We start from the raw sequence: 14,693 nt of genomic DNA, 5'->3' as shown, positions 1-14,693 counted from the left end.
TTTAAGAATATACACCGTGTTCTATACGTCCAAGAATATCCAAAACCATTTTAGTACCAAAACTAGTATCTAAATAATTTAATGGTTTTTGAAAATTTAAATATCTAATATCTTGATGTAACCACTTTGTAAAAACCTCTAAAGAATTAAATACTTCTATACCTTTAGAAATAACTTCTGCAATTTCTAAGATTTGCTCTGTACTATAAACGTTAAGTAAATCATCAGATTTTTTACGCTGTATTGTACGATGTGAAATATGAATTAAATCACTCATTTTCTCCATAGAAATACCCAATAAACCACTTAATGTTACTATTACAGACTTAGGTAATCCTTTACGGCTAATATCTATAAGATCTAATTCATTATTAATTGGTTGTCCTAAATTTAAACTTCCTCCTAAAACACTAACCATTTTATCATACTTAGAGTTTAAATTATAAAACTGTTCTGGCTCATTAGCCAAACTATGTATTGTATTTTCTGTTTTATACGTTTTCATAACAACGACATTTGTCACAAATATAATTATTTTTGTCGTGTTTTAAAAATTTTTATCCCTTTTTAACTTAATTATTAAGCTAGAGGAATAAAAAAAGACAATCTTGTAATAAAGATTGCCTTTCTTTTAACTAGTATTTTTTTCACTAAAGCAAACGATATTTAAAATTCTAAAAAAGTTTACTTAAAAGATACTTCGATTTTGCTCAGTATAAACGATATTCACAATTTTGAATGCGCTATGCTTTTCAAAACTGGAATCCTGCTTACATATTTCTTCTATATTGTCCACCAACTTCAAATAATGCTGAAGTGATTTGACCTAAACTACATACTTTACAAACATCCATTAAGGCTTCAAAAATATTTTCGTTGTTTATGGCTTTTTGCTGAAGCTCTTTAAGCATATTTTCAGTTTCATTTCCTTTGTGTAAATTTTCTAAGGTTTTAATCTGATTTTGCTTCTCTTCTTCTGTTGCTCTAATCACTTCCGCAGGTATTACTGTTGGCGATCCTATACTACTTAAGAAGGTATTTACTCCAATTATAGGGAAATCTCCGTTGTGCTTCAACGTTTCATAATACAAGCTTTCTTCTTGAATTTTACTACGTTGGTACATCGTTTCCATAGCTCCTAAAACGCCGCCACGTTCTGTAATACGATCAAATTCTGCTAACACAGCTTCTTCAACTAAATCGGTTAATTCTTCTATGATGAAAGATCCTTGTAACGGATTTTCGTTCTTTGCTAACCCTAACTCTTTGTTGATAATTAACTGAATTGCCATAGCACGACGTACAGATTCTTCTGTTGGCGTTGTAATCGCTTCATCATAGGCATTAGTATGCAACGAATTACAGTTATCGTAAATCGCATAAAGCGCTTGCAGCGTTGTACGAATATCATTAAAATCTATCTCTTGCGCGTGTAAACTACGACCAGATGTTTGGATATGATATTTTAACATCTGCGCTCTAGCGTTAGCACCGTATTTATTTTTTAAAGCTTTTGCCCAAATACGTCTTGCTACACGACCAATTACAGCGTATTCTGGATCGATTCCGTTTGAGAAAAAGAAGGATAAGTTTGGTCCAAACTTATTAATATCCATACCGCGACTTAAATAATATTCCACGTAAGTGAATCCATTAGATAATGTCAACGCTAACTGTGTAATTGGATTTGCACCAGCTTCTGCAATATGGTAACCAGAAATAGATACCGAATAGAAGTTACGTACATTATTATCTATAAAATACTCTTGCACATCACCCATTAAACGTAATGCAAACTCTGTGGAGAATATACACGTATTTTGAGCTTGATCTTCTTTTAAAATATCGGCTTGAACTGTACCTCTTACTTGGGCAATGGTTTTGATTTTAATGTCGTTATAAACAGCTTCTGGTAATACTTGATCACCAGTAACACCTAATAACATTAACCCTAAACCGTCGTTACCTTCTGGTAAATCTCCGTGGTATTTTGGTCGTTCTACACCTTTATCTTTGTAAATCTTAGCTATTTTAGTTTCAACGTCTTTTTCAAGACCATTTTCTTTGATATAAATCTCGCATTGTTGGTCTATTGCAGCATTCATAAAAAAGCCTAATAACATTGGTGCAGGACCATTAATAGTCATACTTACCGATGTTTTTACATCTGCCAAATTAAATCCTGAATACAGTTTTTTAGCATCGTCTAAGCAACAAATACTAACTCCTGCATTACCAATTTTACCATAAATATCTGGACGTAAATCTGGATCATTACCATAAAGGGTTACACTATCAAAAGCTGTAGATAAACGCTTTGCTGGCATACCTTGACTTACATAATGAAAACGCTTATTGGTACGTTCTGGTCCACCTTCTCCAGCAAACATACGTGCTGGATCTTCACCTTTACGTTTAAACGGATATAATCCAGAAGTATATGGGAATTCTCCAGGTACATTTTCTTGCAACGTCCATTTTAAAATATCTCCCCAAGCTTGATACTTTGGCAACGCTACTTTTGGAATTTGTAAATGCGAAAGTGACTCGGTATGCGTTTCAATCTTTATTTCTTTATCACGCACTTTAAAGCTATAAATTGGCGCTTTGTATTTATTTACTTTATCTTCCCAACCTGTGATGACTTCCCAATTGTAAGGATCTAGGTTTAGTTTGACACGATCAAATTCTGCGATAAGCATTTTAATGAAATCCTTTTTGTCATCCTGAACTTGATTCAGGATCTCATCTTGATCTAAACCTTGTTTTCCTAAAAAAGACCTTTCGACTGCGCTCAAGGTGACATCACCAACTGAACATATCGTCTTATAAATTCCATATAATTTTTGAGCGACTTCAACTTGAACTTCAGCTGTATTATCATAAGCGCGATTGCTCTCTGCTATTTCTGATAAGTAACGCGTACGGTTTGGTGGAATAACAAAAACCTTCTCACTCATTTGATCTGTAATTTCAAATGTCGAATTTAAATCAGTTTCTGTTTTTTCAACTAATTTATCCATTACCGTTTTGTACAACGTATTCATTCCTGGATCATTAAACTGCGATGCGATAGTCCCGAAAACAGGCAATTTATCTTGCGGAATGTCCCAAAGGTTATTGTTACGCATGTATTGTTTACGCACATCTCTTAAAGCATCTAAAGCGCCTCTTTTGTCAAACTTATTAATAGCTACTAAGTCTGCAAAGTCAAGCATATCTATCTTTTCCAGCTGTGTTGCAGCACCAAATTCTGGTGTCATCACGTAAAGTGAAACATTAGAATGTTCTATAATTTCGGTATCAGATTGACCAATACCAGACGTTTCTAAAATAATTAAATCGTATTCGGCAGCTTTTAAAACCTCAACTGCTTCATTAACATATTTTGATAAGGCTAAGTTAGATTGACGCGTTGCCAAACTACGCATATACACACGTGGTGAGTTAATAGCATTCATACGAATACGGTCACCTAACAATGCGCCACCAGTTTTTCGTTTTGATGGATCTACTGAAATTAAACCAATGGTTTTCTCAGGAAAATCGATTAAAAAACGTCTAACAAGCTCGTCTACCAAACTCGATTTTCCTGCGCCACCAGTACCGGTAATCCCTAAAACTGGTGTTTTTGATGTTTTATTTTTATTGTGTATTTGATCTAAAGTGTCTTTAGCTACTTCAGGAAAATTCTCGGCAGAAGAAATTACTCGCGCTAAATCTTTTGAGTTTTTCTTTGCTAAATCTTCAACTTTTACATCCAACTTATCTCCTATTGCAAAGTCAGATTGTTGCACAAGATCGTTAATCATACCTTGTAATCCAAGCTCACGACCATCGTCTGGCGAGTAGATACGTGTAATCCCGTAATCCATCAATTCTTTAATTTCAGAAGGGAGAATTACTCCGCCGCCACCACCAAAAATTTTGATGTGTCCAGCGCCTTTTTCATTTAAAAGGTCGTACATGTATTTAAAATACTCGTTATGACCACCTTGATAAGATGTTAATGCAATAGCATTTACATCTTCTTGAATAGCTGTGTTTACAACTTCTTCTACACTACGGTCATGTCCTAAATGAATAACCTCTACGCCTGTAGCTTGTATAATACGGCGCATGATATTTATGGATGCATCGTGCCCATCAAAAAGTGATGCTGCAGTTACGATACGTACTTTATGTTTTGGTTTGTATGGTGCGATTTGTTCCATTCGTAAAAATCTATCTTTTTATGAGCTGCAATTTACGGATAATTCAAAAAAATTGCGATTAAAATTAAAATATTCTAAAAGAATAAATAAAGATTTTTTTTAGCCTCATTTATAGTAATTTAGTTAACCAACTATACAAGTTATCAATGACTAAAATAACGCTTTTAATTAATTGCAATGACCAATCTGGTATTATTGCAGCTGTCACCAATTTTATAGCTAATAATAACGGAAACATTGTTTATATAGATCAACATGTAGATAGAGAGCAAGATATATTTTTTATGCGTCTAGAAAGTGAGTTTGAACAATTTAACATGATGGCATTTAAAGCTGATTTTAAATCTATTTTAGCCGATAAATTTAAAATGAAATGGCGCATTTACGATACCGAGGATTTACCTAATATGGCCATTTTTGTTTCTAAATATGATCATTGCTTATACGATATTTTAGGTCGCTACAATAGTGGTGAATTGCACGCAAATATTCCTTTTACAATTAGCAATCACAATACATTAAAACCAATTGCAGACAGCTTTAACATACCGTTTTATCATATCCCTGTTACTAAAGACACGAAAAAAGAAGCCGAAACAAAGCAATTAGAATTGTTAAAAAAACACAATGTAAACTTTATTGTTTTAGCGCGTTATATGCAAATTGTTTCTAATAGATTAATTGATGTGTATCCTAATAAAATTATAAATATACATCACTCGTTTTTACCTGCTTTTGTCGGCGCAAAACCTTATCATAGTGCTTATAAACGTGGTGTTAAAATTATTGGTGCAACAAGCCATTATGTGACCGAAGATTTAGATGCTGGTCCAATTATTGAACAAGATGTAGAACGCGTATCACATACACATGCTATTGAAGATTTGATTGCCAAAGGAAGAGATCTTGAAAAAATAGTTTTAGCTAACGCTATAAAACTACATTTAAAAAGAAAAGTTATGGTGTTTAACAATAAGACTGTTATTTTTTCTTAATCCTAAGTCTCGCAAAAACGATTGAGGCTTTGTTGAAGCTCTTTTTGTGTTGTTGCACCTATGCAACACAAAAAAGCGACTGCCGAAAGCGTGGTATTTTGTTGAATTTACGTTGCAGACAACGTAAGTTTAACAAAATATTTGCCCTAATAATTAGTACCTTTAACCTTTAAATAATTTACAATGAAACGATTTTTTGCTTTTATACTATTAATTTCTTTTACCTCATGTGCAGAATTACAAGGTGTTGTCAACCAATTACCGCAAGGAGGAACAGTATCTGAATTAGATATTGCTAACGGTTTACGACAAGCTTTAGATTTAGGAATTGACAAACAAGTCTCTAAACTAACTCAAACTGATGGGTTTTATAAAAACGAATTGGCTAAAATTTTACTTCCTGAAGAGTTACAGAAAGTAGACAAGGCTTTAAGAGACATTGGTTTAGGTAACCTTGCAGACGAAGGTATTAAAGCACTTAACCGAGCTGCTGAAGATGCTGTTAGCGAAGCGACACCTATCTTTGTTAATGCGGTTAAAGGGATTACTTTTAATGATGCTAAAAACATCTTGTTAGGTAATGACACCGCTGCAACAGATTACTTAGAAAGCAGAACTAAAACTGAGCTTTACAACAAATTTAATCCAGTGATTAAAAATAGTTTTGATAAGGTTGGCGCTGATCAAATTTGGGCTAATTTAATTACAAAATATAATGCTATACCTTTTACTAACAATGTAAATCCAGACTTAACAGATTATGTTACTAACGAAGCATTAAAAGGTGTTTACACTATGATTGCTGTTGAAGAAGGAGAAATAAGAAACAAGGTTAGCTCTAGAGGTACAGAATTATTAAAAAAGGTTTTTGCACTACAAGACTAACTTTATATAATAATTGCATAATGTTAAGGTAACATTTAAACTAGCAATTTGTCACATCTTTGCACTGCAAAAGTGAAGGAGTTATCTCATTTTCTTTTACTTGAGTTAGTTTAGTTAGTTATTAAAAGAGTCTGTTTTGAAGAAAAAGCGAATGGACTCTTTTTTTTATAAAAAATTTAGAGATTTATTTTTTTTCCTCAAATAAATAAACTAATTTAAATAACTGAAAATCAACCTCTAAAAGTTATGAGTCGTAGAGATAAATTAAAACAACAGCAGTTAAAACTTAACAAACGTTACAAACAACTTGTTGAAGAAGCTTATAATTTGCGTCAAACTAACCATGAAGAAAGCGACTTATCTGAATATAGAGCTTTAAAGCTTTTAGATAAGCTTAATAAACTTAAGTTTTTAGTTAGAGAAAGTCCTCAATCGCTTTCTTAACTCTATAAAATAATCAAACGCTTTTATAAGTCTAGAGCCATACCACGAAAAATACTCTCCATCTACAAAAACGGTTTTTGCATGATGTGTTTTACGTCCAATTTCAAAAGCGTGTTCATCTTTAAAAGGATAAGGTTCGCTAGACAAAAAGACAATTTCTGGATCGCCTTGTAATCTTATTTTTTTTAGTTCGACTTCTGGATAACGCTCTAAATTTGCGTAAATATTTTGATATTTATTTAGCTCTAATAAATGATTAATAAACGTATTGTTTGCTGCTACCATCCATGGTTCTCTCCAAATAAAATAGGCGACTTTTAAAACTTTTTCGGCTTTAATAAATGTTTTAAAATTGTTTAAATGAAATTGAATTTTATCTGAAATACGTTGCGCGTTGGTGCGTTTTTTAAAAATTACTCCATAATCTGTTATTAAATCCAAACAGTCTTCTATAGTTACAATATCTGACACATGAACTTGACAAATCTCTTGACAAGCTTCTACAATTTCTGGCGTATTTTCTTCTTTATTACATAGAATAATATCAGGATTAAGCTGCTTAATCTTTTCTATTTTAATGTTTTTTGTACCACCTACAACTTGTTTTGTACTTTTAAAATGAAGTGGATGCACACAAAATTTTGTAATACCTACAATGCTTTCTTCTAAACCTAAATCATAAAGCAGTTCGGTTTGAGAAGGTACCAAACTAACAATACGTTTTGGCGTAACACTTATATCAATATGATTACCTAAATGGTCTGTCATTATGCTTCTAAAATGGCTTGCATTTCTTTTTGTAATACTTCTGCTTTTTGTGCTGCTGCATGTGCAAAGTCTTCTTGGTTTGAAGCATAGATAATACCTCTTGACGAGTTAATTAACAAACCTACATCTTTGGTCATACCATATTTACATACCTCTTGAATGTTACCTCCTTGTGCACCAACACCAGGAACTAATAAAAAACTATTTGGTATTATTTTTCTAATTTCAGATAAATACTCAGCTTTTGTAGCACCAACTACGTACATTAAGTTTTCTGAATTAGCGTATGTTTTAGAGGTCTCTAACACTTGTTTGTAAAGTTCTTTACCATCAACAAGTTTAGTTTGAAAATCAAAAGCACCTTGATTAGAGGTTAACGCTAAAAGTATGGTATGTTTGTCTTTAAATGCTAAAAAAGGCTCGACTGAATCTTTACCCATATATGGAGCTATGGTTACACTATCAAACGCTAAATCTTCAAAAAAGGCTTTAGCGTACATAGTGCTAGTATTACCAATATCACCACGTTTTGCATCTGCTATTGTAAAAATTTCTGGGTGATTTTTGTTTATATAATTAATTGTTTTTTCTAAAGCTTGCCAACCTTTTAAACCATACGCTTCAAAAAATGCAATGTTTGGTTTGTATGCCACACAAAGATGATGTGTTGCATCTATTATAGCTTTATTAAACTCGAAAATAGGATCTTCGGTTTGTAAAAGATGCTGTGGTATTTTATTTAAATCTACATCTAATCCCACACAAAGGAAGGATTTCTTTTTTTTGATTTGGTCTATTAGTTGTTGTGTTGTCATGTTTAGTACTTTAAATAAAAATAATTAATAGATAGTATATGAAACCATAAAAGTTGTTGTTGTATCGCTTTCATAAGACATAAAGTAGCTTTCATAAATTCTTTCATCTAGAAAATTGATAAATAAATTATTTTCATTTTCTTCTGTTATAGAGTATTTTTCTTTCTCCAGACATTCTTTAATAATATCTCCATCAAACTCATTAAGTAAATTTGTAATCCAGATTATATTATCAAATACTAATTTCTTGTTCGTTTTAAAGTCTAACGGTCTCTCATAAAAAAACTCAGCAGAAAGCTCAAAATGATCACATCCACCTCTTTTTATTGTCAATGCCCAATGGGCATTTAGAATAATTTCAGCTTTCTTTTCATCATCAAACCATACATAATCTTTTAATTCTTCAATATTTTTTAAAAACTCGTCAGTTTGAGTTGTTTGGTCAAATATACAATCCTGATTACTACTCAAGAAGTTTTGACTGGTAATCAAATTATTAGAAGTAATTATAATAAAAAATATGAATAATAAGTGTTTCAAATTTTATGTAGACAATGTATTAGTTTTATAAAAAAAGCCTCAAAAAGAGGCTTATATTTTTAGTCATTTGTTGCTTTAGAATACGATTTTCCTTTTTTGTAGATTGGAATTTTTAAACCAGCGTATATATTTGCTGCTTGACTTGAATCTGATAACAGATTAGTTAAAATTGTTTGAGATCCAATAAATAATGGTCCTGCTCTAAAACCAAAACCTGCTTGAAAACCACTATATTCTGATACGCCTAAAGGTAAATAAACACTTACCCACTTACGCTCAAATCTTGGCGTAAGTGTAAATGTATTGTCTATAGAGTTTGTGTTGACTTCTCCTTTTTTTCTTAATGATAAATCACTTCTAAAGTTTAAAAAGAATTGAGAATCCAAATTATAATCTGCTGTTATATGCAATGCTGTTGGAAGCAATACTTTTGTTGCATCTCTTTCTTCTACTAATGTATAGAATGCATCTAATTTATCTTCAAAATCTTCTTCAGAATTAAACTGTGCTTCATTAATAGAGTTAGTAACATCATAAACTTTTACATCTGCATCTTTGTAATTAATGCTTCCTATATCTGTTATACTTATTCCTAATTTAAGTTTGTATGCTGCGTTAGACATATTATCTATATCTAAAGGATCTTTTCGCCACTCGTAAATAAACCCTAAATCTGCACCTAAACCTTGTGCGTTATCTTCAAGTTTAAAATCGCCATCTCCATCTGCACTAAATGCATTAGAGCTACCGTATTGTATGGTTCCTGTTGATGTTATTTGTCCATCTCCATTTATAAAAGTATTAGCATTATAATCTACAAGTAAGTTAGACCCTATAGTATATGCATTACCAAAACCTCTTAAGTACTTTATCGTTGCGCCTCCTTTTAAATAGTGTTGATTATTATCTAACAATACATGTCCGTAAGCAACACCAAACTCTGCCCAACCGTGTGTAGTTATTGTAAAATTATCTTCTTCTATTGTGAAGTCTGAGTTATCATCAAAGTTGTCTTCTACATTTTCAAATAAAACACCACTTAGCTCATTAACGTTAGAAAAAACTCTACCTCTTGTAATGATACCAATACTTGATTTAGGCGAAAGATTAAGCATAAAAGACGGTCCCATTACATCTGCACTTATAGTGAAGTTGTTATTGTCTTTAGGTTCTGTTCTTGAGTCGTCAAAGTCTTCACCTGAAAACAACTCGTTAAAATCTGCAACAAAATAATCATTATTAAATGTAGATGATGCTGATACTAAGTTTATTTCAGTTCTAAATTTTGAGTTTACAATATTTGCTGGATTTAATGCAACACCATGCAAACCAGAATAGTTATCTGAAGTATAACCTATAAATGATTGTGCATTGGCTATATTACAAACCAATAATATAATAGCGATTTTTAAAAATTTCATTTTAATTGGTTTAGTTAAGGTTAAATAGTCTCGTCACTAGCTTTTAACTTTTCAGTGTTTTCTGCTAATTGTAGCTCGTCTATAATTTTTTGGATATCTCCATTAACGATGTTTGATAAATCGTATAAAGTTAAGCCAATACGATGGTCTGTAACACGTCCTTGAGGATAGTTGTATGTTCTAATTTTTGCACTTCTATCTCCACTTGTTACCATTGTTCCTCTTAAAGCAGCTTCTTCTTCCATCTTTTTTGCTAATTCTAAATCATATAATCTAGAACGTAATACTTTAAAAGCTTTTTCTTTATTTTTATGTTGCGACTTTTGGTCTTGACATTGTGCTACTAAACCTGTTGGTGTATGCGTTAAACGTACTGCAGAGTAGGTTGTGTTTACAGACTGTCCTCCTGGTCCTGAAGAACAGAAATAGTCTATACGTACATCTTTAGGGTCTATTTCTACATCAAACTCTTCTGCTTCTGGAAATACCATACAAGTTGCTGCACTGGTATGCACACGTCCTTGAGTTTCGGTTTGTGGTACACGTTGTACACGATGTACACCTGCTTCAAATTTTAATGTGCCGTAAACGTCTTCTCCAGATACTTCAAATTGAATTTCTTTAAAACCACCATTTGTACCTTCGCTATAATCTACAACGTCTACTTTCCAACCTTTACCTTCGCAATACTTAGTGTACATTCTAAATAAGTCACCAGCAAAGATACTAGCTTCGTCTCCTCCAGTTCCTGCACGTAATTCGACTACCGCATTTTTAGAATCTTGTGGATCTTTTGGTATTAGGAGCATACGTATTTCTTCTTCTAATTTAGGGATACCTGTTTTAGCATCGTCGTATTGCATTTTAGCCATTTCGACCATTTCGGCATCGCTTCCGTCAGAAATAATTTCTTCTGCTTCTTTTAAATTATTGGTAAGCTCTATATACTCTTCGCGCTTATCCATTAATACACGAAGGTCTTTATATTCTTTATTTAGCTCTACATAACGCTTTTGATCTGATATAATATCTGGTTGGATTATTAAATCGCTAACCTCATCAAAACGTTGTTTTACAATTTGTAACTTCTCTAACATCTATCTTTTTTGTTGAAAAGCAAAAATACGATAATTTATGAATTTGCAATATTTAATTATACTGATCAAACACTAAATAATTAATACATATCTTTATTACAAACAAAAACTATTTTTATAGCATACATGATCAAACAATTAAAAAGTATTTTCTATTTATATAAATCGTTTTTTATCTGGTCATTACTTATAAATTTACTTTTTGTTTTGATACAAACTCCTGATATAAGGCTTATTTTAATTGTTAAAATTTTATTACTTCTTTTCACCTATTACGTATTGATTAAAACTAACGGAAATCAAAAATTGATGCTGTATAAAATTTTAGGTATTTCTAATTTTAAGTTATTTGCGTCTATATATGTAATCGATCTTATTTTTAACATATTATTTTTCTCTTTAATTAACTTTATAACTGTATAAATTTTGGTTTTAGAAATAGATAATATCGAATTATATTTTAAAGATAAACGCATTTTAAATGGAATTTATCTAAGAGCTGAAACAGGTAAAATCACAAGTATTTTAGGTAGAAACGGATCAGGAAAAAGTTGCCTAATCAACATAGCTTTTGGAACATTAAAAGCTAAATATTGCAATATTAGAATTGATAAAAAACCGCTAATAAAAAAACTATATCTAACTAAAAGAGTAGCATTTTTACCTCAGTTTCATTATACACCAAATCATTCTAAAATAATTTCTATTTTTAAACTATTTAATGTGAAATGGAATAATTTTATTGAAAATTTTCCAGAGTTTTCTAATCTCAAACATTCAAAATTTAATGAGCTCTCTGGTGGACAAAGAAGAATTATTGAAATTTATTTAATCCTAAAAAAAACTTCAGAAATTATATTTTTAGACGAACCTTTTTCTAATATTTCACCTTTATATATTGAAAAAATAAAAAGCCTTATTAAAATAGAGAAAAAACAAAAAGCAATCATTTTGACAGATCATAACTATGAAGTCGTCATAGACATTTCTGATGATATTTATTTACTTAAAAATGGATGTACTAAACTAATTAAGAACATTAATGAATTAGAAGATTACAACTATTTAAGTCCTGGTACTTTAAACTAAAAAGTAGAAAAAACCTCTCTAAATAATTAAAGAAATAATCATCAAAGTAATTAGCAACATAGCCTAAAACATCTGCTAAAATGATTAAGTAAACAAAAGTAGTAAAAAAGAAAGCTCTTTTTAATAGACAGAAGTAGATTAAAAAAACAAAAAAATTATTAAAAGAATCAACAATTATACATACTAAAAATCTACCACAACTCCTATTCCTAAAAGTTGTTTCCATTGTATAGATGCACCACGTTCTACAGCTTCTGCTTCTTCGGTCTCGGCTTCTTCTATAATTTTAATATCATTATCATATTTGATATGAGAGCCTAACGTAGCTTTTACAAAATTATTTACTTTAAAGTCAAACACTACTTCCCAATCTACATCAATATTACCAAAACTGTTTAAATAATCTGTATACAAGCTTAACTGGTTACGTAGGTAAATATTCTCCATAACTTGAGCTTCGTAGGCGTTGGTTATTAAAATCCCCATTTCGGTCCGCATCATTTCTCCATCTTGTATTTTATTTCCGTCTATATCATAAACTGCTGGTGCTACACCAAACGCACCATTGTCTGCTAATTTTTGGTCTAATACAAATGTCCCCTTAAAGGTTAAAGGTGATAAATAAAATGAAAGCTTTTCTATGTTTTTACCATACTCTGCTCCTCCTCCTACAAACACATATCCTGGTGCCATAAAACGAGAAATAGGATTATCTCTATTAGGATAATTATACCCATTAGAGTATTGTGTTTTAAAGTTAAATCTACCTGAAAAATACCAATTAGATATCGTGTCTTTTCTGTAACCAATTGTAGAGATTAACTCAAGTTCGTCTTCAGTTTTTCTTAGTAATTGATCTTCTTGTTTGTTAATACCATAACGTGTTCTTATAGCATTAAACCATATTAAATTATTCTTCTTGTAACGTAAGCTAGAATTTAGAGCTAAAAGTGCCGAAATTGAATTAGCACCACCAGCACTCCAGTTTACAAACGTAACCTCATTTATATCTAAACCTACACGATTAACTTGTTTCCAAGTTAAAGTATCTAGGGTTTTTACAATCGAATCTGTTTCTTGCGCTTGTGTTATTTGGGATACACAAACAGCTAAGATTAAAAGAAAAAATCTCATAATTATAGTTTATTGTTAGTAGGTAAACGTTCCGTATTCGCTTTCTATTGTAAGTTTTTTTGTTGAAGAAGCTTCTACACGTCCAACGATTTGAGCATCAACATTAAATGATTTTGAAATTTTTATAATTTCTTCTGCTACTTCAGGATTAACATACAATTCCATTCTGTGACCACAATTAAATACTTGATACATTTCTTTCCAGTCTGTTTTTGACTGCTCTTGTATGAGTTTAAATAATGGTGGAATTGAAAACATGTTATCCTTTATCACATGTAAATTATCTATAAAGTGAAGAATTTTTGTTTGCGCTCCGCCACTACAATGAATCATCCCATGGATATCTTCGCTTGTATATTTTGAAAGAATTTGCTTGATAATTGGTGCATAGGTACGCGTTGGAGACAACACTAATTTACCAGCATCTATTGGCGATTTCTCTACCTTATCTGTTAATTTAATTTGACCAGAATACACTAAATCTTCTGGCACTGAAGCATCAAAACTTTCTGGATATTTCTTAGCTAAATATTTATTAAAAACATCGTGCCTTGCAGAAGTCAAACCGTTACTTCCCATTCCGCCATTATACTCTTTTTCATAAGTAGCTTGACCAAAACTTTCTAATCCAACAATAACATCTCCTGCTTTGATATTAGCATTATCAATAACATCTGCTCTATTCATTCTTGCTGTTACCGTAGAATCTACAATGATTGTTCTTACCAAATCACCGACATCTGCTGTTTCTCCACCTGTTGAATGTATAGTTACTCCAAAGTTTTTAAGTTCTTCAATTAACTCTTCTGTACCATTAATTATTGCCGAAATAACTTCACCTGGAATTAAATTTTTATTTCTTCCTATGGTTGAAGACAACATAATATTATCTGTTGCTCCTACACAAAGAAGATCGTCAATATTCATTATTAAAGCATCTTGCGCTATACCTTTCCAAACTGATAAATCTCCTGTTTCTTTCCAGTACATGTATGCTAAAGACGACTTTGTCCCTGCACCGTCTGCGTGCATTATTAAACAATAGTCAGAATTATTAGTTAGGTAATCTGGCACAATTTTACAAAAGGCTTTTGGGAATAATCCTTTATCTATGTTTTTTATGGCGTTGTGTACATCTTCTTTTGAAGCAGAAACACCTCTTTGACTGTAGCGTTTAGAAATTTCGGAACTCATTGTGTTGTGTTAAGCTACAAAGATATTTATAAAAAAAAAGCACACAAATATTTATGTGTGCTTTTAAGGGTTATTTTGATGTGGTTGGTAAACTTTT

The 14,693-nt window shown here is 31.5% G+C and carries 13 protein-coding genes; 4 read left to right on the top strand and 9 right to left on the bottom strand.

Annotation, left to right across the window (positions count from 1 at the left end; translation table 11 throughout):
- Window position 1: 1 nt before the first annotated feature.
- Window positions 2-505: an antitoxin Xre-like helix-turn-helix domain-containing protein gene (locus tag INR78_RS09135; RefSeq protein ID WP_223076267.1), complete on the bottom strand. Its 504-nt coding sequence runs from the start codon at window positions 503-505 to the stop codon at window positions 2-4.
- 265 nt (window positions 506-770) lie between these two features.
- Window positions 771-4,214 (bottom strand): methylmalonyl-CoA mutase family protein, encoded by a 3,444-nt coding sequence (locus tag INR78_RS09130; protein WP_223076266.1) that lies wholly within the window; start codon window positions 4,212-4,214, stop codon window positions 771-773.
- Between the two features lie 146 nt (window positions 4,215-4,360).
- On the opposite strand from INR78_RS09130, the gene purU reads away from it, so the two are divergent.
- The 3 genes from purU (at window position 4,361) to INR78_RS09115 (ending at window position 6,538) form a co-directional block, all read left to right on the top strand.
- Window positions 4,361-5,209, top strand: a complete 849-nt coding sequence (gene purU / locus INR78_RS09125; protein ID WP_223076265.1) for a formyltetrahydrofolate deformylase — start codon at window positions 4,361-4,363, stop codon at window positions 5,207-5,209.
- 183 nt (window positions 5,210-5,392) lie between these two features.
- Window positions 5,393-6,094, top strand: a complete 702-nt coding sequence (locus tag INR78_RS09120) for a DUF4197 domain-containing protein (protein ID WP_223076264.1) — start codon at window positions 5,393-5,395, stop codon at window positions 6,092-6,094.
- A 246-nt stretch (window positions 6,095-6,340) separates the two neighbouring features.
- Window positions 6,341-6,538, top strand: coding sequence for a Lacal_2735 family protein (locus INR78_RS09115; RefSeq protein WP_223076263.1), 198 nt, complete (start codon window positions 6,341-6,343; stop codon window positions 6,536-6,538).
- On the opposite strand, the gene INR78_RS09110 is transcribed toward INR78_RS09115, so the two are convergent.
- The 5 genes from INR78_RS09110 to prfA form a co-directional block, all read right to left on the bottom strand.
- Window positions 6,506-7,306: an ABC transporter substrate-binding protein gene (locus tag INR78_RS09110; protein ID WP_223076262.1), complete on the bottom strand. Its 801-nt coding sequence runs from the start codon at window positions 7,304-7,306 to the stop codon at window positions 6,506-6,508. The two genes, INR78_RS09115 and INR78_RS09110, sit on opposite strands and share 33 nt — an antisense overlap.
- On the bottom strand, window positions 7,306-8,121 hold the full coding sequence (gene pyrF / locus INR78_RS09105) for an orotidine-5'-phosphate decarboxylase (protein WP_223076261.1): 816 nt from the start codon (window positions 8,119-8,121) through the stop codon (window positions 7,306-7,308). The genes INR78_RS09110 and pyrF overlap by 1 nt, the downstream gene beginning before the upstream one ends.
- Before the next feature lie 24 nt (window positions 8,122-8,145).
- Window positions 8,146-8,592 (bottom strand): hypothetical protein, encoded by a 447-nt coding sequence (locus INR78_RS09100; RefSeq protein WP_223076260.1) that lies wholly within the window; start codon window positions 8,590-8,592, stop codon window positions 8,146-8,148.
- A gap of 128 nt (window positions 8,593-8,720) precedes the next feature.
- Window positions 8,721-10,082 carry a DUF5723 family protein gene (locus INR78_RS09095; RefSeq protein ID WP_223076259.1) on the bottom strand — a complete coding sequence of 454 codons (1,362 nt, stop codon included), beginning with the start codon at window positions 10,080-10,082 and terminating at the stop codon, window positions 8,721-8,723.
- A gap of 20 nt (window positions 10,083-10,102) precedes the next feature.
- On the bottom strand, window positions 10,103-11,179 hold the full coding sequence (gene prfA / locus INR78_RS09090) for a peptide chain release factor 1 (RefSeq protein ID WP_027880737.1): 1,077 nt from the start codon (window positions 11,177-11,179) through the stop codon (window positions 10,103-10,105).
- A 426-nt stretch (window positions 11,180-11,605) separates the two neighbouring features.
- Here prfA and INR78_RS09085 point away from each other — a divergent pair, with 426 nt between their 5' ends.
- The gene (locus INR78_RS09085) at window positions 11,606-12,268 is read left to right on the top strand and encodes an ATP-binding cassette domain-containing protein (RefSeq protein WP_223076258.1); all 663 of its coding nucleotides are present in this window, start codon (window positions 11,606-11,608) and stop codon (window positions 12,266-12,268) included.
- 183 nt (window positions 12,269-12,451) lie between these two features.
- Here INR78_RS09085 and INR78_RS09080 read toward each other — a convergent pair whose 3' ends face one another.
- The gene (locus INR78_RS09080; protein ID WP_223076257.1) at window positions 12,452-13,402 is read right to left on the bottom strand and encodes a DUF3078 domain-containing protein; all 951 of its coding nucleotides are present in this window, start codon (window positions 13,400-13,402) and stop codon (window positions 12,452-12,454) included.
- A 15-nt stretch (window positions 13,403-13,417) separates the two neighbouring features.
- Window positions 13,418-14,596 (bottom strand): AIR synthase related protein, encoded by a 1,179-nt coding sequence (locus tag INR78_RS09075; RefSeq protein WP_223076256.1) that lies wholly within the window; start codon window positions 14,594-14,596, stop codon window positions 13,418-13,420.
- Window positions 14,597-14,693 lie beyond the last annotated feature (97 nt).

This window comes from Mesoflavibacter sp. SCSIO 43206 (genome assembly GCF_019904215.1).
In the GTDB taxonomy this organism is placed as follows: Bacteria; Bacteroidota; Bacteroidia; order Flavobacteriales; family Flavobacteriaceae; genus Mesoflavibacter; species Mesoflavibacter zeaxanthinifaciens.
The sequence above is the reverse complement of the archived record's forward strand: the minus strand, read 5'-3'. Positions and strand labels throughout refer to the sequence as shown.

Coding starts and splice junctions, on each gene's coding strand:
- INR78_RS09135 (WP_223076267.1), bottom strand. CDS start 505: ATGAAAACGTATAAAACAGAAAATACAATACATAGTTTGGCTAATGAG.
- INR78_RS09080 (WP_223076257.1), bottom strand. CDS start 13,402: ATGAGATTTTTTCTTTTAATCTTAGCTGTTTGTGTATCCCAAATAACA.
- INR78_RS09075 (WP_223076256.1), bottom strand. CDS start 14,596: ATGAGTTCCGAAATTTCTAAACGCTACAGTCAAAGAGGTGTTTCTGCT.
- INR78_RS09120 (WP_223076264.1), top strand. CDS start 5,393: ATGAAACGATTTTTTGCTTTTATACTATTAATTTCTTTTACCTCATGT.
- INR78_RS09115 (WP_223076263.1), top strand. CDS start 6,341: ATGAGTCGTAGAGATAAATTAAAACAACAGCAGTTAAAACTTAACAAA.
- pyrF (WP_223076261.1), bottom strand. CDS start 8,121: ATGACAACACAACAACTAATAGACCAAATCAAAAAAAAGAAATCCTTC.
- INR78_RS09110 (WP_223076262.1), bottom strand. CDS start 7,306: ATGACAGACCATTTAGGTAATCATATTGATATAAGTGTTACGCCAAAA.
- purU (WP_223076265.1), top strand. CDS start 4,361: ATGACTAAAATAACGCTTTTAATTAATTGCAATGACCAATCTGGTATT.
- prfA (WP_027880737.1), bottom strand. CDS start 11,179: ATGTTAGAGAAGTTACAAATTGTAAAACAACGTTTTGATGAGGTTAGC.
- INR78_RS09130 (WP_223076266.1), bottom strand. CDS start 4,214: ATGGAACAAATCGCACCATACAAACCAAAACATAAAGTACGTATCGTA.
- INR78_RS09095 (WP_223076259.1), bottom strand. CDS start 10,082: ATGAAATTTTTAAAAATCGCTATTATATTATTGGTTTGTAATATAGCC.